This is a genomic window from Rhizobium indicum, from assembly GCF_005862305.2.
GTDB lineage: Bacteria > Pseudomonadota > Alphaproteobacteria > Rhizobiales > Rhizobiaceae > Rhizobium > Rhizobium indicum.
Window position 1 is genome coordinate 3917657 of sequence record NZ_CP054021.1, and the last position, 20133, is coordinate 3937789.

The 20133-nt window shown below is 60.8% G+C and carries 16 protein-coding genes; 8 read left to right on the forward strand and 8 right to left on the reverse strand.

Translation table 11 applies throughout. From position 1 onward, the window contains the following. Positions 1-6: 6 nt before the first annotated feature. A complete protein-coding gene (locus FFM53_RS18960; RefSeq protein ID WP_012758585.1) occupies positions 7-1320 on the reverse strand; it encodes a sugar ABC transporter permease in 1314 nt (437 codons plus the stop codon). A gap of 266 nt (positions 1321-1586) precedes the next feature. After that, on the reverse strand, positions 1587-2627 hold the full coding sequence (gene xylF, locus FFM53_RS18965; protein WP_011653094.1) for a D-xylose ABC transporter substrate-binding protein: 1041 nt from the start codon (positions 2625-2627) through the stop codon (positions 1587-1589). A 227-nt stretch (positions 2628-2854) separates the two neighbouring features. Here xylF and FFM53_RS18970 point away from each other — a divergent pair, with 227 nt between their 5' ends. Beyond that, the gene (locus tag FFM53_RS18970; RefSeq protein ID WP_138386850.1) at positions 2855-4105 is read left to right on the forward strand and encodes an ROK family transcriptional regulator; all 1251 of its coding nucleotides are present in this window, start codon (positions 2855-2857) and stop codon (positions 4103-4105) included. A 354-nt stretch (positions 4106-4459) separates the two neighbouring features. Here FFM53_RS18970 and iolG read toward each other — a convergent pair whose 3' ends face one another. After that, positions 4460-5452 (reverse strand): inositol 2-dehydrogenase, encoded by a 993-nt coding sequence (gene iolG / locus FFM53_RS18975; RefSeq protein ID WP_138386851.1) that lies wholly within the window; start codon positions 5450-5452, stop codon positions 4460-4462. A 281-nt stretch (positions 5453-5733) separates the two neighbouring features. Here iolG and FFM53_RS18980 point away from each other — a divergent pair, with 281 nt between their 5' ends. Continuing rightward, entirely contained in the window at positions 5734-6015 is a 282-nt protein-coding gene (locus tag FFM53_RS18980) for a hypothetical protein (protein ID WP_003542043.1), read from the forward strand. A 350-nt stretch (positions 6016-6365) separates the two neighbouring features. Here the strand turns inward: FFM53_RS18980 and FFM53_RS18985 are convergent, their stop codons facing one another. From FFM53_RS18985 to FFM53_RS18995, 3 genes are all read right to left on the reverse strand, one after another. Continuing rightward, positions 6366-7250 carry a Hint domain-containing protein gene (locus tag FFM53_RS18985; protein WP_138330292.1) on the reverse strand — a complete coding sequence of 295 codons (885 nt, stop codon included), beginning with the start codon at positions 7248-7250 and terminating at the stop codon, positions 6366-6368. Positions 7251-7561: 311 nt separating this feature from the next. Then, positions 7562-8035: a hypothetical protein gene (locus FFM53_RS18990; protein WP_138386852.1), complete on the reverse strand. Its 474-nt coding sequence runs from the start codon at positions 8033-8035 to the stop codon at positions 7562-7564. A gap of 160 nt (positions 8036-8195) precedes the next feature. After that, positions 8196-9200, reverse strand: coding sequence for a LysR family transcriptional regulator (locus FFM53_RS18995; protein ID WP_129421650.1), 1005 nt, complete (start codon positions 9198-9200; stop codon positions 8196-8198). A 271-nt stretch (positions 9201-9471) separates the two neighbouring features. Between FFM53_RS18995 and chvE the strand changes: the two genes are divergently transcribed. From chvE to araD, 6 genes are all read left to right on the forward strand, one after another. Beyond that, on the forward strand, positions 9472-10536 hold the full coding sequence (gene chvE, locus FFM53_RS19000) for a multiple monosaccharide ABC transporter substrate-binding protein (RefSeq protein ID WP_029872335.1): 1065 nt from the start codon (positions 9472-9474) through the stop codon (positions 10534-10536). 92 nt (positions 10537-10628) lie between these two features. Beyond that, the gene (gene mmsA, locus FFM53_RS19005) at positions 10629-12167 is read left to right on the forward strand and encodes a multiple monosaccharide ABC transporter ATP-binding protein (RefSeq protein WP_003542034.1); all 1539 of its coding nucleotides are present in this window, start codon (positions 10629-10631) and stop codon (positions 12165-12167) included. Further along, positions 12164-13369: a multiple monosaccharide ABC transporter permease gene (gene mmsB, locus FFM53_RS19010; protein WP_011653085.1), complete on the forward strand. Its 1206-nt coding sequence runs from the start codon at positions 12164-12166 to the stop codon at positions 13367-13369. Before mmsA ends, mmsB begins: the two co-directional genes overlap by 4 nt. Before the next feature lie 118 nt (positions 13370-13487). Continuing rightward, a complete protein-coding gene (gene araD1 / locus FFM53_RS19015) occupies positions 13488-14483 on the forward strand; it encodes an AraD1 family protein (protein WP_011653084.1) in 996 nt (331 codons plus the stop codon). 69 nt (positions 14484-14552) lie between these two features. After that, the gene (locus tag FFM53_RS19020; protein WP_011653083.1) at positions 14553-15986 is read left to right on the forward strand and encodes an aldehyde dehydrogenase family protein; all 1434 of its coding nucleotides are present in this window, start codon (positions 14553-14555) and stop codon (positions 15984-15986) included. A gap of 61 nt (positions 15987-16047) precedes the next feature. After that, positions 16048-17787, forward strand: a complete 1740-nt coding sequence (gene araD, locus FFM53_RS19025) for an L-arabinonate dehydratase (protein ID WP_020051223.1) — start codon at positions 16048-16050, stop codon at positions 17785-17787. A gap of 79 nt (positions 17788-17866) precedes the next feature. Here araD and FFM53_RS19030 read toward each other — a convergent pair whose 3' ends face one another. Together FFM53_RS19030 and FFM53_RS19035 are read right to left on the reverse strand one after the other, a co-directional pair. Beyond that, positions 17867-18928 (reverse strand): HD domain-containing phosphohydrolase, encoded by a 1062-nt coding sequence (locus FFM53_RS19030; RefSeq protein WP_138386853.1) that lies wholly within the window; start codon positions 18926-18928, stop codon positions 17867-17869. A 368-nt stretch (positions 18929-19296) separates the two neighbouring features. Beyond that, on the reverse strand, positions 19297-20121 hold the full coding sequence (locus tag FFM53_RS19035) for a transglutaminase family protein (protein ID WP_138330297.1): 825 nt from the start codon (positions 20119-20121) through the stop codon (positions 19297-19299). Positions 20122-20133: the final 12 nt, after the last annotated feature.

Genomic DNA, 20133 nt, shown 5'->3' on the forward strand with positions numbered 1-20133 from the left:
CTCCTCTCACTTGGCACGGGCGCGGTAGACGGTGTCGAGCCAGACCGCCACGACAAGGACGGTGCCGACGACGACGCTCTGCAGCGGCGTATCGACATGCGCGAGCACCATGCCCGACTGCAGCGACTGCATGACGAGCGCGCCGAGCATGGCGCCGGCGATGGTGCCGGTGCCGCCTGCCAGCGACGTTCCGCCAATGACGGCGGCGGCGATGGTATAGAGCTCGTCGAGCGTACCCTGCGAGTTCGTCGCGGCGTTGAGGCGCGCGGTGGAAATCGCGGCCGCGATAGCGGCCAAAATACCCATCAGCGCGAAGATGCGCACGGTGACCCAGCGGGTCTTGATACCGGCGAGCTCGGCCGCTTCGGGGTTGCCGCCGATTGCGAAGACGTAGCGGCCGAAGCGCAGCCTTGTCGCGATGAAGGTCATGATGATGCCGACGACGATGGCGATCAGCACCGGCACGGCGATACCGTAGGGGATATCCAGGCCGGTCTCGGGCCAGGGAATATTGTTGGTCTCGGCATATTTCTTGGCGATGTTGATCGGCCAGTAATAGCTGTTGGCGATCCAGACCGCGCCGAGGATAAGCACGCAGCTCAGGATGGCGAGGAAATATTCAGCCCACATCGGCCGGCGCGGAAAACCGAAGCGGCGGCGCTGCCGGCGTGAGCCGACGATGCTTGCGATGACGAAGAGGCAGGCACAGATGCCAACGATCCAGCTCCAGGTGGCGCCGATCGAGCCCTCAGCCCCGCCGCCCATGATGCGGAAGGTCTGGTCCATCGGGGCAACCGTCTGGCCGCTGGTGACGAGCCAGGTCGCGCCGCGCCAGACGAGCAGGCCGCCGAGCGTGACGATGAAGGAGGGAACGTTGAGGAAGGCGATGATGATGCCCTGGAAGGCGCCGATCAGGCAACCTGCCGCCAATCCGACCAGCAGCGTGATCGCCCAGGTGAAGGGGCTGTCGAAGCCGATATATTCCGGCAGGATCTTGGCCTGCGTCACGCCCATGATCATGCCGCAGAGGCCGAGCACGGAACCGACCGAGAGGTCGATGTTGCGGGTGACGATAATCAGCACCATGCCCGTCGTCATGACGGCGATGTCGGTCGTCTGGACCGAGAGGTTCCAGAGATTGCGCGGAGTCAGAAAGAGGCCGCCGGTGATGATGTGGAAACCGATCCAGATGATGATCAGCGCGCCGATCATGCCGAGCAGGCGCGTGTCGATCTCGGTGGCGCGGAAGAAGCGGGTCACCGGACTGGCTTCCGCCGCTCGCGGTCCGCTTGATGTTGTGGATTTTACCATTTCGGCCATGGGTTTGCCGTTCCCCCACTTTGTTTGGACGGACGCGCCGGCATGCTAGAGGCTGCCATCGGCGTCATGCGTCTGTTCTTCAACTCACCATCGCGATGCTTCCGGAAACCGGTCGCGTGGCGTCGCGACACCCTTCCGGCAGGGAATGAAAACCCGCGATGGTGCGGCGAGGCGGAGAAAACTTCGTCGTTGGAATTCTCATCCGCATCCGGCGCCGCAGCGGTGTTCCGCTGCGGCGCCGGCAATTTCAGTTCACAGCCCTTGGCTTACTTGCAGGCAGCGACGCTGTCGGCCTTGACGCCCTGGCACGCTTCCGCCTTGGAGATCCAGCCGGCGTCGATGACGACGTTCAGGTTTTCCTTGGTGATCGCAAGCGGCTTCAGGAAGACCGACTGCATTTCGACGCCCTTGGGGCCGCCCTTGAAAGCCTGGGCGCCGTCGATCTTGCTCATGTCCTTGCCGCCGGCGAGGTCGAGAGCGATTTCAGCGGCGCGCTGGCCGAGTTCGCGGCTGTCCTTCCAGACGGAAACCGTCTGCGTGCCGAGAGCGATGCGGTTGAGGGCTGCCTTGTCACCGTCCTGGCCGGAAACCGGAACGGAGCCGGCCAGACCCTGCGCGTCGAGCGCCGCGATGGCGCCGCCGGCAGTGCCGTCGTTGGAAGCGACGACGGCGTCAACCTTGTTGTTGTTGGCGGTCAGGAACTGCTCCATGTTGCGCTGAGCGTTCTCCGGCAGCCAGCCGTCGGTATAGGCTTCGCCGACGTTCTTGATCTTGCCGGCGTCGATAGCGGCCTTCAGCACTTCCTGCTGGCCCGAGAACAGGAAGTCTGCGTTCGGATCGGAAGACGAGCCCTTGATGAAGACGTAATTGCCTTCCGGCTTGGCCTTGAAAACGCCTTCAGCCTGCAGGCGGCCGACTTCCTTGTTGTCGAAGGTGATGTAGAAGGCAGCCGGGTTTTCGATCAGGCGGTCATAGCCGACGACGGGGATGCCTTCAGCGGCGGCCTTTTCGATGGCCGGGCCGATCGCATCGGAGTCCTGGGCGAGAATGATCAGCGCGTTGGCGCCCTGCGAGATCAGCGATTCGACGTCGGTCAGCTGCTTTGCGGCAGAAGACTGCGCGTCAGCGGAAATATACTTGGCGCCCTTGGCTTCGAGAGCCTTCTTGATGGCGGCTTCGTCCGTCTTCCAGCGTTCTTCCTGGAAATTCGACCAGGAAACACCGACGACGAGATCGGCAGCCATGGCAGCGGTATGCACGGAAACGAGGATGGCAGCACCCGCCATCAATTTCAAAATAGACTTCATAATGTCCTCCCGAGTGGATTGCGACCGGCCCAGCCCATGCTTCCTCCGGCCACCGCGAATAGCTGTCGAGAAAGGTTCGGATTTTTTTCTCGACAGTCGAGAAATTTAGTGTCAGAGATTTTTTCAACTGTCAACACTGCACTGCCGGCTTAATTTCCTTGCGAAACAGCGGCTGGAGATGCAGTGGAAACCACGGGAAGAGCAAGCAGGAGGAGAGGGCGGCATTCATGCTGACCAAGTCGAGCACGGAGCTGGTCCGGCAGAGAAACAGCGTGCTCGTGCTGTCCGTGCTGCGTCGCCACGGTGCGCTCGCGCATACCGAAATATCCGATTCCACCGGGCTGTCATCGGCCACCATCTCGGCGATCACCACTGAGCTGGAAAAAGCCCAGGTCATAGAAAAATCGGAACAGCAGCCGGCAAGCGGCCGCGGCCGGCCGCGCGTGCTGCTGCGCCAGCGGCGCGATTGCGGCTATCTCATCGTCGTCATCATCTCCTCGGATGCGGTGCAATATTCGCTGGTCGATTATGCCGGCAAGCTGATCGACCGCTTCAGCGAGGAACGTTCCCATGATCCTGCGGGTGCCGTCCGCTTTGTCGCGGCGGTGCGGGCCGGGCTTTTGCGGATTCTCGATCGCTCGAAGATCAGCCAAGAAAAGGTGCTGCTGATCTCGATCAGCAGCAAGGGGCTGGTCAATTCCACCGAGCCGGTTCTCGTCTGGTCGCCGATCTTCGGCAGCGAGCAGATCGATTTCGAATCAGCACTCCGGCCGGAATGGCAGGCCAAGGTGATCCTCGACAACGAGACGCTGCTGGTCGCGGCAGCGCTCGGCGCGCGTGAGGAGATCTTGAAGGGCGCCGATTTCCGCTCGCTCGCCGCCCTTTCGCTCGGCCATAGCGTCGGGCTCGGCATCGTCAGGCGCGGGAACCAGACGGGCCAGGAAATATCGGCACCCAATTTCGGGCACATGCTGCACATGGCCAATGGCGGGCTCTGCCGCTGCGGCACACGTGGCTGCATCGAGGCCTATGCCGGTTTCTACGCGATCCTGCGCAGTGCCTTCGAAGTGCCGCTCGATACGATCCCGGCAAAGTTCGTGCCGGTGGCGGAACTGGACAAGATCGCCGCAAAGGCGCGCCAGGGCCACCGCGTCCCCGCCTTTGCCTTCCGCCAGGCGGGGCTGGCGCTCGGCAACGGGCTGTCGCGCATGCTGAGCCTGACGGAGCGCATGCCGATCGCCATCACCGGGCCGGGCACGCGTTATTACGACCTGCTTCGGCAAGGGATCGAAGAGGGTCTCGGCCAATCGCATATCGTGCGCATGGAGGGCATGCCCGAGATCAGGGTGGTGGCCGACGAGCAGATTCTCGTCTTCGAAGGACATCTGAACCGGGCGCTGTCGGTGATCGACGAGGATATCGTTCTGTCGGGCGTTCAGGGAATCCAGGCATCGGCGATTATTCAGGAATCGGGGTGAGGGTTTCTTTCAACCGACGTGTGGTGATTGCAGCAGCAACGGGCCAGTCGGTAGTATGCGGTAGTATGCGACTTTGAGGGGTGTGCCGTGCCAGCCCCCTCTGGCCTGCCGGCCATCTCCCCCACAGGTGGGGAGATCACAAGTGGCTAAACCTTGCCGCCCGTCTAGCGTTTCGTCGTGCTGTGATGCCTGTTGTCGGGCGAGCGCGCGCCCACTCCCCACCTGTGGGGGAGATGGCCGGCAGGCCAGAGGGGGGCGTCGCAGCACGCCGTTCACCAAAAGATCTCTGAAACGCGAAATGGCCGGGCAAGCGCCCGGCCATCTCATGCATGGCTTCCGGTCCGGAGAGGGCCGTCAGCCGATCTTGATGAGCTTGCCTTCCTTGACGGACTGGACCGCGGCATCGGCGAGTGCCAGCGCTGCGAGACCATCGGCGCCTGATGGAGAGATCTTAGAGCCCTTCTCGATCGCCGAAATGAAGCTGGCGATCTCGTTGGCATAGGCTTCGGTGTAGCGGGTCATGAAGAAATCATGCAGCGGCGGGCGGGTATAGCCGTCGCCGTTGGCGACTTCGATCGAAACAGGACGCTGGTTCTCGGCCGAGACGAGGCCCTTGGAGCCGTGTGCCTCGATACGCTGGTCATAGCCATAGGTGGCGCGGCGGGAGTTGGAGATGATCGCCTGCTTGCCGGATGCGGTCTGCAGGATCACCGAAACGCTGTCGTAGTCGCCAGCTTCGCCAATCGCCTTGTCGACGAGAACAGCAGCGGTCGCGAAAACCGACACCGGTTCTTCGCCGAGCAGGAAGCGGGCCATGTCGAAATCGTGAATCGTCATGTCGCGGAAGATACCGCCCGACCGCTTGATATAGTCGACCGGCGGGGCGCCGGGATCGCGCGAGGTGATCGTCACCATCTCGACATCGCCGATCTTGCCTTCGTCGATGACCTTGCGGACAGCCATGAAATGCGGGTCGAAGCGGCGGTTGAAGCCGACCATCAGCTTGGCGCCGGTCTCTTCCACCACCTTGATGCAGGCCTTGACGCGGGCGACGTCGAGATCGATCGGCTTTTCGCAGAAGATCGCCTTGCCGGCGCGGGCGAAGCGCTCGATCAGGTCGGCATGGGTATCCGTCGGCGTGCAGATGACGACGGCGTCGATATCCTTGGTGGCTTCGATCGCCTCGATGGTGCGGACCTCGCAGCCATAGGCGGAGGCGATGGCTTCAGCTGCCTGCGGAAAGGCGTCGGCGACCGCGACGAGCTTTGCATTGGCGTCGCTGCTGACAGCCTTCGCATGAACCTTGCCGATGCGGCCGGCGCCAAGAAGACCAAATCTCACTGTCATTCCAACCTCCCTTGAATTCGGAACAAATAAACCGAATTGTCAAATTTCTGGAATTTTCATTCCACCTTCTCTGCGTCGCGTCAAGGCCTCGGATCTTTCACATTTGCAAGATTCGAACCAGAGCATTTCCGGCTCGGATTGAAGCGTTCTGCTGGAGCCGGCTTCTCGAACATTCGATACCGTTTGAGCCAACAGAATACTTTAATCTGGCCAGGAAAGGCTTTAGAGACAAGCGCGGCACAGGCCGAGGGCAGTGCGACATATCCGACCGCGGGGTAAAGATGCAGCTGATCGATCCGAACCATCCGGCATACCGGCGCCTTTGGGTGCGAGTTGCCATCGTTGCCGTCTGCTTCGGCTGGGCCGTGGTCGAGTTCGTCACCGGCGATCCGTTCTGGGGCGTGCTCGCGGGCGGGGCGGGCGCCTATTCCTTCTATATATTGTTCTGGACCTTCAAGCCGCAGCCACCAGCCACCGAGCCGGCCGCGCAGCCTGACGCCGAGGAAGAAGAAGGGCCTGCGGCGACCGCTGAAAAGCCTTCCAAGGACGGGCAGGCGGAATAATCAGCAGGCGATTCGCCGCAGCGCTTCGTCGATCAGCAGATTGGCGAGCATCATCCGCTTCGTCGCGTTGTCGAGGAAGGGCAGAGGCAATACCGTCGGGGGTGCTGGCCGGCGGTGTGGGTGTCTCTATATGCTGATCTGGGCCTTCACCGGACACGGCGGCAGTAGTCACACCCGATGACGCGGGCGGGGACGAGCGGCAGTAGTCGAAGAGAAGAGGGCCGAATAATCGAAGCGTGGCGCGATCTTTCCGATGCGCGCCACGCTTGACGTTTTTGTTTGATACGATCGCAAAACCGACGCACGGCTTCGCGTGCAGCCAGCCCGATCTCCGGCGCATTCCCGTCCTGTCAGAGTGACAGTTCCTTGGCTTTCGCGTCGATCTTTTCGCAGGCATCCCCGAATGGATCGTGCATCGGGACCAGCGGCGAAACGCCGAGCAGGAGAAGCGCTTTCAAATGTGACCAGCCACCTCCCAGCAACGGCGCAAAGGATGTCATCACGATGCGTTCCTTGCCATAGAGGCGCTCGTACTCTGGAAAATTGCAGAAGTTCTCGTGATTGCTGTTCTTCAGATGGAAGGACTCGGCCTCAGCACCTTCGGCAAGGATAGCTTCGTGCGTATCGAGCATGACGGCATAGTACTCGATCGATACGTCGGCGGCGGGAGTGACCGATGCAATCGTCTTGCCGTTCACGAGGTCCTTCACCTGGATCAGAATGCCGTTCAGGTGCAGCGCATGGCCAGGCGACAGATAGAGATCCGAATGAGGTGTGTGCCCGTCCAGTGCGTGGCGGGAAACCCGGATCGGCACGACGTCCTTCTGCCAGCGCGCGCCGCTCTTCTTGAAACTTTGGCGGCCGACCCACTTTACCGGACGGGTGCTACCGTCAGGAAGGGCAATGCGATCGCCGATGCGCAGATCCTCGACAGGCTTCTCACCGCAATCCGTGAGGATCGCCGTTCCCCGCAGGAAACATTGTGGGCCGCTCCCGCTGCCGCCACCGCCACTGGAGCCACCACTTCCGCCTGAGCCACCGCCCCCGCCAGAGCCGCCGTTTCCACCGGTGCCGCCCCGTCCCCAAAGCCGCCCCAGCGCGTTGGCCGGAGAGGTGGTAATTGCTGTGGCCAAGGCGGCCACGCCGGCAAGACGAGCTCCGGCGGCTGCGGCTACACCTAGAAAATGTCTGCGCGCAGTATTGCGTGGTAGCTTCGGATCTTCCGTAGATGACATGTCGGCGCTCTCCTGAAAACATTTACACCGCCCTATGTTACACTGGGTTGTATCGCATTCAATTTCGCTAAATTGCGCTAGGTCCTACCGACAAGGGCGTAGGCATGGTCTACGGGGGTCCCGAAATACGCTATTGCCGGTAGTAAAAAGCAGCATATTTCTCTGCTACCCGAGCGCGAAAGAATCAGACTGAGCACCATGAGCACCGGTTGAAGCGCAGGAAAAACAGCCCATATAGAGCTCGCGAATCGAGCCGGAAACGGCGGCTCTTCCAAAGCCTCGGAATGTTTGCCTGCGTTCGCGAGAAAGCTTCAGCTGTGCGACAGGCGGCGCATCGCCTCGTCGATCAGCAGATTGGCGATCATCATGCGCCTGTTGGCATTGTCGCGGAAAGGCTCTGCGACGCCATCAGGATGATTGGCCTTGGCAAAGGCGCGCCGCTTCTCGTTCAGTGTCTGTTGGGTATCGGCGGCAACGATCGCCAGTTCCGCAGCGATCTCTTCCGGAGCGATGCGGGCGAGATGGTCCGGCATGACGGGCTCGGGTGGAGGCGCAGACGCCGGTTCCTCCGCGAGCGCGGCGGCGGGATCGAGATCCAGATTGTCGAAATAGGCCTGGCCGACGCGTTGTGAGGCGGCCGAGACACCTTCCATGACATCGAAGGCAAGCCCGGTCGCAAGGCCCGGCACCCGATGGGCCGCCGGCGCCTCGGCGCCTTCGTCCGTCTCGTCCTCCGCCTTCAGCCGCTCGAGGACTGATTGAAATACCGACTGCCCGAACAGCATCCCGCCTTCCTTGAGAGCATTTCCGCTTTTTCTTCGAACCACGGAAATGCTCTATCTCCTTGTTCACGCAATTCCGGACGCAAAACCGCTACACACTTTTGCTGGAATTGCTCGAGGCGTATTAAAAGAGAGCAAGATGGCGCAGGGCTTGCGGCTGTCGTCAGCCGGCCTGCTTGCGGCTCTCCTCGAGGATGATGTCGTAGAGCAGCCTTGCACTCGGCGGCAGCGCCCGTTCTCTGGCGGTGATCATGCTGTAGGGCTTGACGTTGATGTCGAAATCGATCGGCAGCATGCGCACATCGGAAGCCTTCGAGCCCTGGCTTGCAAGGAACTGCGCGACATCGACGGCGACGGGAGCGATCGCATCGGTTTCGCAGATGATGGCACAGGTCAAAAGCAGCGAGGAGGTGTTGACGATGTTTTCGGGCAACGCCACGCCACGCGACAGGAAGACGTCCTCGATCGTGCGGCGCAGCAGCGTACCCGGCGGCTGGAACACCCAGTCGTAATCCCTGACCTCGGCGAGGCTGCTCGTCTTTTGCTTCATGAGCGGATGGCGGCTGCGCACGATCAGGCAAGCCCGTTCGATGCCGATCTCCTTCACCTCGAACAGGCGCGGATTGAGATCATCGGGAATGCGGCCGATGATGAAGTCATGGCGGGCGGCGAGCAGCTCGCGGGCAAGCACGTTGCTCGTCTCCACCTGGATGTTGATCTCAATGCCGGGATAGGCCTTGCGCACCTTGTTGATTGCCGGCACGACGAGGCTCATGGCCGGCGCCGTCACTGCGCCGATGAAGACCGAGCCGCCCTTGCCGCTTTTCAATTCACCGATCTCGCGGCTCGCCTCGCGCAGCTCCAGGAGGATCTTCCGAGCCCTTCGAGCAAGCGCTGCGCCGAAGGTCGTCAGCACCACGCCGCGGGCCACGCGCTCATAGAGCGACGTCTTGGTGATCGATTCCATTTCGGACAACATCCGCGACGCGGCAGGCTGCGAAATGTTCAGAACCTCGGCTGCGGCGGAAATCTGTCCGCTATCTTCGATTGCGACGATCATGCGCAGGTGATTCAGCTTAAGTCCTGCGCGTAACAGGCTGTCATCGCCGAAATTATCGCTGTGGATATCGACGTGATCCATCGAAAATGGCTCAGAAACAATCGTCATGGTTGCAGCCTCCTCACTGCGCTCCATCAAAAGTAATACTTTTTAACGATATACCAAAATTGTTATGCATATTACCACTTATTCTATTTGACAGTTATAGGAATCCATACCAGTTTGCCGCCGTGTGCTGGTTGGCACTCAACACGTGTGAGATCGTGGAGGAGACCTACTTCGTTTCTCACCATCTGAAGTAACTATCCAATACGGAACCTGCCACAGTTTCGGGGCGGGCGATTTTTCGTCCGCTGCTCTATTAACAAGGGAGAGAGAAATGAAATCCATTATCTCATTGATGGCTGCGGCTGCCTTCGGCGTCGCTTCGTTCGTTATGCCGGCAATGGCGCAGGACAAGGGGCTTGTCGGCATCGCGATGCCGACGAAGTCTTCGGCTCGCTGGATCGACGACGGCAACAACATCGTCAAGCAGCTCGAGGCCGCTGGCTACAAGACCGACCTGCAGTATGCTGACGACGATATTCCGAACCAGCTTTCGCAGATCGAAAACATGGTCACCAAGGGTGCCAAGGTTCTCGTCATCGCTTCGATCGACGGCACGACGCTTTCCGACGTTCTCCAGAAGGCTCATGACGCCAACATCAAGGTGATCGCATACGACCGCCTGATCCGCGACTCGGCCAACGTCGACTACTACGCCACCTTCGACAACTTCCAGGTCGGCGTTCTGCAGGCTGGCTCCATCGTCGACGCCCTCGGCGTCAAGGACGGCAAGGGCCCGTTCAACATCGAACTGTTCGGCGGTTCGCCGGACGACAACAACGCCTTCTTCTTCTATGACGGCGCAATGTCGGTTCTGCAGCCTTACATCGACAGCGGCAAGCTCGTCGTGAAGTCCGGCCAGACCGGCATGGACAAGGTCGGCACGCTGCGTTGGGACGCTGCAACGGCCCAGGCCCGCATGGACAACCTGCTCTCGGCGAACTACACCGACGCCAAGGTCAATGCCGTCCTGTCTCCCTATGACGGTCTGTCCATCGGCATAATCTCGTCGCTGAAGGGCGTCGGCTACGGTACTCCGGACCAGCCGCTCCCGGTTGTTTCCGGTCAGGACGCTGAAGTTCCGTCGGTCAAGTCGATCATTGCTGGCGAACAGCACTCGACGGTCTTCAAGGACACCCGCGAACTCGCCAAGGTCACCGTTGCCATGGTCGATGCCGTCATGTCCGGCAAGGAGCCCGAGGTCAACGACACGAAGACCTACGACAACGGCGTCAAGATCGTTCCGTCCTATCTGCTGAAGCCGGTTGCCGTCGACAAGACCAACTACAAGCAGATCCTCGTCGACGGCGGTTACTACACCGAAGACAAGCTGAAGTAATGAGAGGGACCGGAACCCGCGCTTGCGGGTTCCGGTCTTCGATTTTATGATCGCCTAGCCGCTCGACGGCTGGAGGCGCTGGAACTTTGACTATGGACAATACCATCCTCGAAATGCGGAGCATCACCAAGACGTTCCCGGGCGTCAAGGCGCTGGAGAACGTGAACCTCAAGGTTCGCCAGGGTGAGATCCACGCATTGGTGGGCGAAAACGGGGCCGGCAAATCGACCCTGATGAAAGTGCTATCAGGCGTCTATCCGACAGGAAGTTATGAAGGCGACATCGTCTATGAAGGCGAGACGCGCAACTTCAAAGTCCTCAAGGATTCCGAAGAAATCGGCATCGTCATCATCCACCAGGAACTGGCGCTCGTGCCGCTGCTTTCGATCGGCGAGAACATCTTCCTCGGCAACGAGAATGCCAAGAACGGCGTCATCAGCTGGGAAGAGACGTTCAACCGCACGAAGAAGCTGCTGACCAAGGTGGGTCTGCGGGAATCTCCGAACACGCTGGTCACCGACATCGGCGTCGGCAAGCAGCAGCTCGTCGAGATCGCCAAGGCGCTGTCAAAGAGCGTCAAGCTGCTCATCCTCGACGAACCTACCGCTTCGCTCAATGAAAAGGACTCGGACGCGCTGCTCAATCTGCTGATCGAGTTCCGCAACCAGGGCATCACTTCGATCATCATTTCCCACAAGCTGAACGAGATCCGCAAGGTCGCCGACCAGATCACCGTCCTGCGCGACGGCATGACCGTCAAGACGCTCGACTGTCACACGGACGAGATCAGCGAAGACATCATCATCAAGAACATGGTGGGCCGAGATCTGGCCGACCGCTATCCGCCGCGCTCCGTGCCGATCGGCGAGACGATCTTCGAAGTGAAGAACTGGAACGCCTATCACCAGCAGCACCGCGACCGCCAAGTGCTGCACGACATCAACGTCAATGTCCGCAAGGGCGAGGTCGTCGGCATTGCCGGTCTCATGGGGGCTGGCCGCACCGAATTCGCGATGAGCGTCTTCGGCAAATCCTATGGCCACAAAGTCAGCGGCGAGGTCTTCGTCAATGGCAAGGCTGTCGATGTCAGCACTGTGCGCAAGGCGATCGACGCCGGTCTTGCCTATGTCACCGAGGACCGCAAGCAACTCGGTCTCGTGCTCAGCGACAGCATTCTGCACAATACGACGCTTGCCAATCTCAATGGGATTTCGAGCAATAGCGTCATCGACGACATCAAGGAGATGAAGGTCGCGACCGATTACCGGTCGAAGCTGCGCATCCGCTCCTCTGGCGTCTTCCAGGAAACGGTCAATCTTTCGGGCGGCAACCAACAGAAGGTCGTGCTGTCGAAGTGGCTGTTTTCCGATCCAGATATTTTGATCCTCGACGAGCCGACCCGCGGTATCGACGTTGGCGCAAAGTACGAAATCTATACTATCATCAACCAGCTTGCCGCCGATGGAAAGGGCGTTCTGATGATCTCATCGGAAATGCCCGAACTGCTTGGCACATGTGACCGCATCTACGTGATGAACGAAGGACGCATCGTCGCGGAACTGCCGAAGGGAGAAGCAAGCCAGGAAACTATCATGCGCGCTATCATGCGCTCAGGGGAGAAGAGACAATGACTCCGGTCAACCCGACAACCGAGCATAGCAACGTCGTTTCCGTTGCCGATTATATCCGCGGCAATATTCGTGAATACGGCATGCTCATCGCACTCGTCGCGATCATGGTGTTCTTCCAGTTCTATACCGGCGGCATTCTCTTCAAGCCGGTCAACCTGACGAACCTTGTTCTGCAGAACTCCTTCATCGTCATCATGGCGCTCGGCATGCTGCTCGTCATCGTCGCCGGCCATATCGACCTGTCGGTGGGCTCGATCGTCGCCTTTGTTGGTGCGCTCGCGGCGATCTTCACCGTGTCATGGGGCATGAATTTCTGGCTTGCCGGCCTGATCTGCCTGATCGTGGGCGGCATCATCGGCGCGGCGCAGGGCTATTTCATCGCCTATCACCGCATTCCGTCGTTCATCGTGACGCTTGCCGGCATGCTTGTTTTCCGCGGCCTGACGCTGACGGTTCTGAACGGCAAGAATATCGGTCCGTTCCCGAAGGAGTTCCAGGTCATCAGCACCGGCTTCCTGCCGGGCGACATGATCGACATTGCCGGCACACCCGTGCAGTCGACCTCGCTGATCCTGACCGTGATCCTGCCTGTGATCCTCTTCTACCTCGCCTGGCGTCGCCGCAAGGTGAACGAAGACCACGGCATCGATGTCGAGCCGATGGGTTTCTTCATCGTCCAGAACCTGGTCGTTTCGCTCGCAATCCTGTGGATCGGCTATCTGCTCTCCACCTATAAGGGCCTGCCGAACGTTCTCGTCGTCATGCTGGTGCTGATTGCGATCTACGCCTTCATCACCCGCCGGACCACGATCGGCCGTCGCATCTATGCCATGGGCGGCAATTCGAAGGCGACCAAGCTTTCAGGCATCAATACCGAGCGGCTGAGCTTCTACACCTTCGTCAATATGGGCGTGCTTGCAGGCCTTGCCGGCATGATCATCGCGCTTCGCCTGAACTCGGCAACGCCGAAGGCCGGCGTCGGTTTCGAGCTCGACGTCATTGCGGCCTGCTTCATCGGCGGCGCCTCGGCGTCCGGCGGCGTCGGCAAGATCACCGGCGCGGTCATCGGCGCGTTCATCATGGGCGTCATGAATAACGGGATGTCGATCGTCGGGCTCGGCATCGACTTCCAGCAGATGGTGAAGGGCCTCGTGCTTCTCGCCGCAGTGTTCTTCGACGTTTACAACAAGAACAAGGGCTGAGCGCCTCAAGGCGCCAGCCAGGCATTCGCAGTCCTATGAATGATGGATTCCGGCTCCTGATGGAGCCGGACAGGCGGAGCTTTTTCCTGTCTTCGCCGAAACGAGAAGGATCGAAGACGTGCTTATTTCACAGATCAAGGGTGCAAACGGAGAGATCATCGTCGCCGTGCGTGAGCAGGGCGGCGCTGCAAGGTCGGTCAAGAACGCCGTCAGCGTCTATGCGCTGGCGATGGAAGCCGCAGACGGCGGCAAGTCTCTTGCCTCGGTCATCGAAGCCCATGGCTACGGCGATGCCGTCGATCTTGAAAAGGCCTATGCGGAAGGCCGCTTCCTTCCGCCGATCACCCATCCAGATGCCGCGCACCTGCATCTGACCGGCACCGGCCTGACACATTTGGGCTCGGCGGCAACGCGCGATTCCATGCACAAGAAGACCACCGAAGCCGCCGAGGAAACCCTCACGGACTCGATGAAGATGTTCAAGATGGGTCTCGAGAACGGCAAGCCGAAGGCCGGCGAAAAGGGCGTCCAGCCCGAATGGTTCTACAAGGGCAACGGCCATGGCGCCGCAGCCCCCGGCGCGCCGCTCATCTCGCCTTCCTTCGCGCTCGACGGCGGCGAGGAGCCGGAGATGGCCGGCATCTACGTGATCGCCAAGGACGGCTCGCCCTTCCGTATCGGTTTTGCGCTGTCGAACGAATTTTCCGATCACGTTACCGAGCGGATCAACTATCTCTATCTCGCCCATTCGAAGCTGCGCCCGGCCAGCTTCGGCCCGGAAATCCGCGTCGGCGCGGCGCCTGAGGATATTCGCGGCACTTCGCGCATCAAGCGCGGCGACAAGGTGATCTTCGAAAAGCCGTTCCTATCAGGTGAGGCGAACATGTCGCACACCTTCGCCAATCTGGAATATCACCATTTCAAATATGGCCTCTTCCGTGCTCCGGGCGATGTTCATGTCCATATGTTCGGCACGGCGACCCTTTCCTTTGCCGACGGCGTCAAGACCGAAGAGGGCGACGTCTTCGAGATCGAAGTTGCCGAATTCGGCCTGGCGCTCCGCAACCCGCTGAAGGTGGCCGCCGAGGAAGAGATCGCCGTCAGGCAGCTCTGAATTCAAGACCTGGCCGCATTCGGCGGCCGGCTCTTTGCTCGTAAACGGTAAAGGAGGCTTGTTAAGCCCATGACCATTTATCAAAATCTGATCGCCGGCGAATGGGTCGGCTCGAATGCGACGAAGAACATCAACCCGTCGGATACGAATGAAGTCGTCGGCCTCTATGCCGACGGCAGCGCTGATGACACGAGAAACGCCATCGCCGCCGCCAAGGCCGCCTTCCCGGCCTGGTCGCGCTCGGGCATCTGGGAGCGCCACGTCATCCTGAAGAAGACGGGCGACGAGATCATGGCGCGCAAGGACGAACTGGGCGCGCTGCTTGCCCGCGAAGAAGGCAAGACGCTGCCGGAAGCCACCGGTGAGGTGATCCGCGCGTCGCAGATTTTCGAATTCTTCGCCGGTGAAGCGCTGCGGCTGGCCGGTGAAGTCATTCCGTCGGTTCGCCCGAATATCGGCGTCGAAATCACCCGCGAGGCGCTCGGTGTCATCGGCATCATCACGCCGTGGAACTTCCCGATCGCCATTCCCGCCTGGAAGATCGCGCCGGCGCTCTGCTACGGCAACACCATCGTCTTCAAGCCGGCCGAACTGGTGCCCGCCTGTTCCTGGGCGATCGTCGATATCCTCAACCGCGCCGGCCTGCCGAAGGGCGTGCTGAACCTCGTCATGGGCAAGGGCTCGGTCGTCGGCCAGGCCATGCTCGAAAGCCCCGACGTTCACGGCATCACCTTCACCGGTTCCACCGGCACCGGCAGGCGCGTCGCCGCCGCCTCCATCGAGCATAACCGCAAGTTCCAGCTGGAAATGGGCGGCAAGAACCCGATGGTCGTGCTTGACGATGCCGATCTCAACGTCGCCGTCGAGGCCGCCGCCAATTCCGGCTTCTTCTCGACCGGCCAGCGCTGCACCGCTTCCTCGCGCCTGATCGTCACCGAAGGCATTCACGACAAGTTCGTCGCAGCACTCACCGACAAGCTGAAGACACTCGTCGTCGACAACGCGCTGAAGGCGGGCACTCATATCGGACCTGTCGTCGATGAGCGGCAGTTGAAGACCGATACCGACTATATCGAGATCGGCAAGTCGGAAGGCGCCAAACTTGCCTTCGGCGGAGAGGTGATCTCGCGCGACACGCCCGGCTTCTACCTGCAGCCGACGCTGTTTACCGAAGCGACCAACCAGATGCGCATTTCGCGCGAGGAGATCTTCGGGCCTGTGGTCTCGGTAATCCGGGCGAAGGATTACGACGAGGCGCTTGCCATCGCCAACGACACGCCGTTCGGCCTTTCGGCCGGCATCGCCACCACCAGCCTGAAACATGCGACGCACTTCAAGCGCAATTCCGAGGCTGGCATGGTGATGGTCAACCTGCCGACGGCAGGCGTCGATTTCCACGTGCCGTTCGGCGGCCGCAAGGGTTCGTCCTACGGCCCGCGCGAGCAGGGCAAGTACGCCGCCGAATTCTACACAACCGTCAAGACCGCCTACACCCTGGCTTGAGACAAGTGCGATAACCTGGGCCGTACGAGGCGGTCCGGCGATATCCTGAAGGATAGAGACGATGAAAAAGAAAGCGGAATGGCCGCGCAGGCTGAGGTCGCAGGAATGGTACGGCGGTACGAGCCGCGACGTGATCTATCACCGCGGCTGGCTTAAGAACCAGGGTTATCCGCACGACCTGTTCGACGGCCGGCCGGTGATCGGCATCCTCAACACCTGGTCGGATATGACCCCGTGCAACGGTCATCTCAGAGAGCTCGCCGAGAAGGTGAAGGCGGGCGTATGGGAGGCCGGCGGCTTCCCGCTTGAGGTGCCGGTGTTCTCGGCATCCGAAAACACCTTCCGCCCGACGGCGATGATGTATCGCAATCTTGCCGCGCTGGCGGTGGAAGAGGCGATCCGCGGGCAGCCGATGGATGGCTGCGTACTGCTGGTGGGCTGCGACAAGACCACGCCGTCGCTTATCATGGGGGCGGCTTCCTGCGACCTGCCTTCGATCGTCGTCACAGGCGGACCGATGCTGAACGGCTATTTCCGTGGCGAACGGGTCGGCTCGGGCACGCATCTGTGGAAGTTTTCCGAAATGGTGAAGGCCGGCGAGATGACGCAGGCCGAATTCCTCGAGGCGGAAGCCTCGATGAGCCGTTCGTCGGGCACCTGCAACACCATGGGCACCGCCTCCACCATGGCTTCCATGGCCGAGGCGCTCGGCATGGCGCTCTCTGGCAATGCTGCGATCCCGGGCGTCGATTCCCGCCGCAAGGTCATGGCGCAGCTGACCGGCCGGCGTATCGTGCAGATGGTCAAGGATGACCTGAAGCCCTCCGAGATCATGACGAAGCAAGCCTTCGAGAATGCCATTCGCACCAACGCGGCCATCGGTGGATCGACCAATGCCGTCATCCACCTGCTCGCCATCGCCGGCCGTGTCGGCATTGATCTTTCGCTTGATGACTGGGACCGCTGCGGCCGTGACGTCCCGACCATCGTCAACCTGATGCCGTCGGGCAAGTATCTGATGGAGGAGTTCTTCTATGCCGGCGGCCTGCCGGTGGTGCTGAAGCGCCTCGGCGAAGCAGGCCTCCTGCACAAGGACGCGCTGACGGTATCCGGCGAAACCGTCTGGGACGAGGTCAAGGACGTCGTCAACTGGAACGAAGACGTTATCCTGCCGGCCGAAAAGGCGCTGACAGCTTCGGGCGGCATCGTCGTGCTGCGCGGCAACCTCGCGCCGAAGGGCGCGGTGCTGAAGCCTTCGGCGGCTTCGCCGCATCTGCTGGTGCACAAGGGCAGGGCTGTTGTCTTCGAGGACATCGACGACTACAAGGCCAAGATCAACGACGATAACCTCGACATCGACGAAACCTGCATCATGGTCATGAAGAACTGTGGGCCGAAGGGCTATCCCGGGATGGCCGAGGTCGGCAATATGGGGCTGCCGCCGAAGGTGCTGAAGAAGGGCATCCTCGATATGGTGCGCATTTCCGACGCCCGCATGTCCGGAACGGCCTACGGTACCGTCGTCCTGCACACCTCGCCGGAAGCGGCTGTCGGCGGGCCGCTGGCGGTCGTGAAAAACGGCGACATGATCGAGCTCGACGTGCCGAACCGTCGTCTGCATCTTGACATTTCCGAGGAGGAACTGGCGCGGCGGCTCGCCGAATGGCAGCCGAACCATGATCTGCCTACATCCGGCTATGCCTTCCTGCATCAGCAGCATGTCGAAGGGGCAGATACCGGCGCCGATCTCGACTTCCTCAAGGGATGTCGTGGAAACGCCGTCGGCAAGGACAGCCACTGACCGGGTGGAAAGAGACTGAAATAGATCAAAAGGCGGGGCATTGCCCCGCCTTTTTCTTGTTCTTCCCGGCCGATGGCAATCAGCCGTTCAATACTGCCATGTGGTGGTTTTCCCCGGCGCCATGTTCGAAGAGTGCGCGGATCGCCGGCCATTTGCGGCGGAAGGCAGCGACGCAGGCGGGGTCGAAATGCGATCCGCTGCAGGCGATGATTTCCTCGTAGGCCTGCTCGATCGGCCATGCCTGCTTGTAGGGCCGGTCGGAGCAGAGCGCTTCGAAGACGTCGGCGACGGCGACGATGCGGGCTTCGATCGGGATTGCGTCGCCGGACAGGCCCTTGGGATAGCCGCTTCCGTCCCATTTCTCATGATGGCCGGCGATGATGGCGGTTGCGACGCGCGAAAGCTCGGCGGAGCTGTTGGCAAGAATGGCGACACCGATCGGGACATGCTCGCGCATGCGTTCGATCTCGTGCCGCTCGAGCTTACCCGGCTTCTGCAGGATGGCGTCGGGAATGGCGATCTTGCCGATATCGTGCAGGGGAGCGGCGAGATAGATATTGCGCCGCTGGATGCGATCGAGGCCGAGGCCTTCGGCAATCAGCTCGGCGATATTGGCGACGCGCTCGATATGATCGCCGGTATTGCCGTCACGCGAGGCCATCGCCTGGGCAAGGCACCAGATGATCTCCTGTTCGCGCATGTCGGCCTGTTCTGTGGCATGCCGGAAGGCCATGTCGAGTGATTTTGCCCGGTCGGCAAGCGCCAGCTGGGCCTTATGCAGGGCCATCAGGTTGAGGACGCGCGCCTGCAGTTCCAACGGGTCGAAGGGCTTGGCGAGAAAATCCGTGGCGCCGGCCTCCAGCGCTTCCAGCCGAACCGACCGCTTCGCCTGCGAGGTGATCATCACAACGGGCACATCCTCATAGCCCGGCCGGCGGCGCAGCCTGCGGATCATCTCGATACCGTTCATCTGAGGCATCATATAATCGACCAGCACGACGTCGAAATCGACGGCCTGGCAGCGATCAAGGGCTTCGAGCGGATTGGTGAAGCTTTCGACCACACAGCCGGCGAAACCACGGACGGCGGTCTCAAGGGCGAGAAGGCTAGATTCGCTGTCGTCGACGATAAGAAGAGGCATGGACGATCCCGTTAAATCCCAGAAACAAACAGGCCGCCCTCATCGGAGGGCGCGTTCGTCGCCTCATCCGTGCCGGCAGCTGAATATCATCATGAAAGCCTGCATCATGCCGCTTCTTGAACGGCGCCTGCCGAAATACACCAGGCGTCGCCGCAGACAAGCTTGTGCCTGCGGCCTTAAAATAGAGTTTAGTCTGCAATGAAAAATTGAGGAACGGCAATTATAACGTGCGCCGCGTGCCGGAATCAGGCGAAATTTCGGGACCGCCGGGCTCTATATTCAAGTCCAACATGTTTGTTTCGCGGCGCGTTCGGCAGCTATTCCATCGGCCCTATCGCAGGTGCGGTAAAGCTGTCTGTATGCCCGGCTCAGCTTTGGCTCTGGCTTTGCATCTGTCCGCCATCCTCGACCTTCACGGTGACCGACAGCGTTTCGCCCGGCGTGCCGATGCGCATGCCTGAAATCGGCGCGGCATCACGATAGCAGAGGCCGGAGGCGACTCTGATGTAACGGGCATCCGGGCAGATCTCGTTGGCGGGATCGAAGCCGACCCAGCCGAGGCCGGGAATATGCGCCTCTGCCCAGGCATGGGTCGCCGCCTGTTCGATCTTTTCCTCCATCATCAAATAACCGGAGATGTAACGCGCCGGCACCTGCAGGGCGCGGGCGGCGGCAATGAAAATATGCGCATGGTCCTGACAGACGCCGCTCTTCCTCTCCAGCGCCTGCTCGGCGGTCGTCTCGGTATTGCTGGTGCCGGGCCTGTAATCGACCGTTTCGTGGATCGCCGCCATCAGCGCATGCATGCGGGCAAGCTCGTTATCGCCACCAACGCCCTTGATCAGTTCCTTCACCAGCTTGCCACCCTTGGTCAGCGGCGTGTCGCGCAGGAAGAGCCAAAGCGGGCAGAAGCCGGTATGCGGGCCGGTGACGCCGTTGTTATCCCCTGTCTCGACCTCGCCTTCGGCGAGGATACGCGTTACGTCCTGCTCGCCTTCCAGCGAGACCAGATTGACGTGATTGCCGTACTGGTCGTCATATTCGACCTCCGGCGTAGCGCCCTCGACCTTCAGGGCCCAACCGAGTACTTTTTGAGTGGCGTTTGTCGGCGGCGTCAGCCGTAGCCGTTGCAGCGAGAATTGCGCCGGTTCGTCGTAGCGGTATTCGGTGAGGTGGCTGATCTTCAGTCTCATATTGTTATCCGC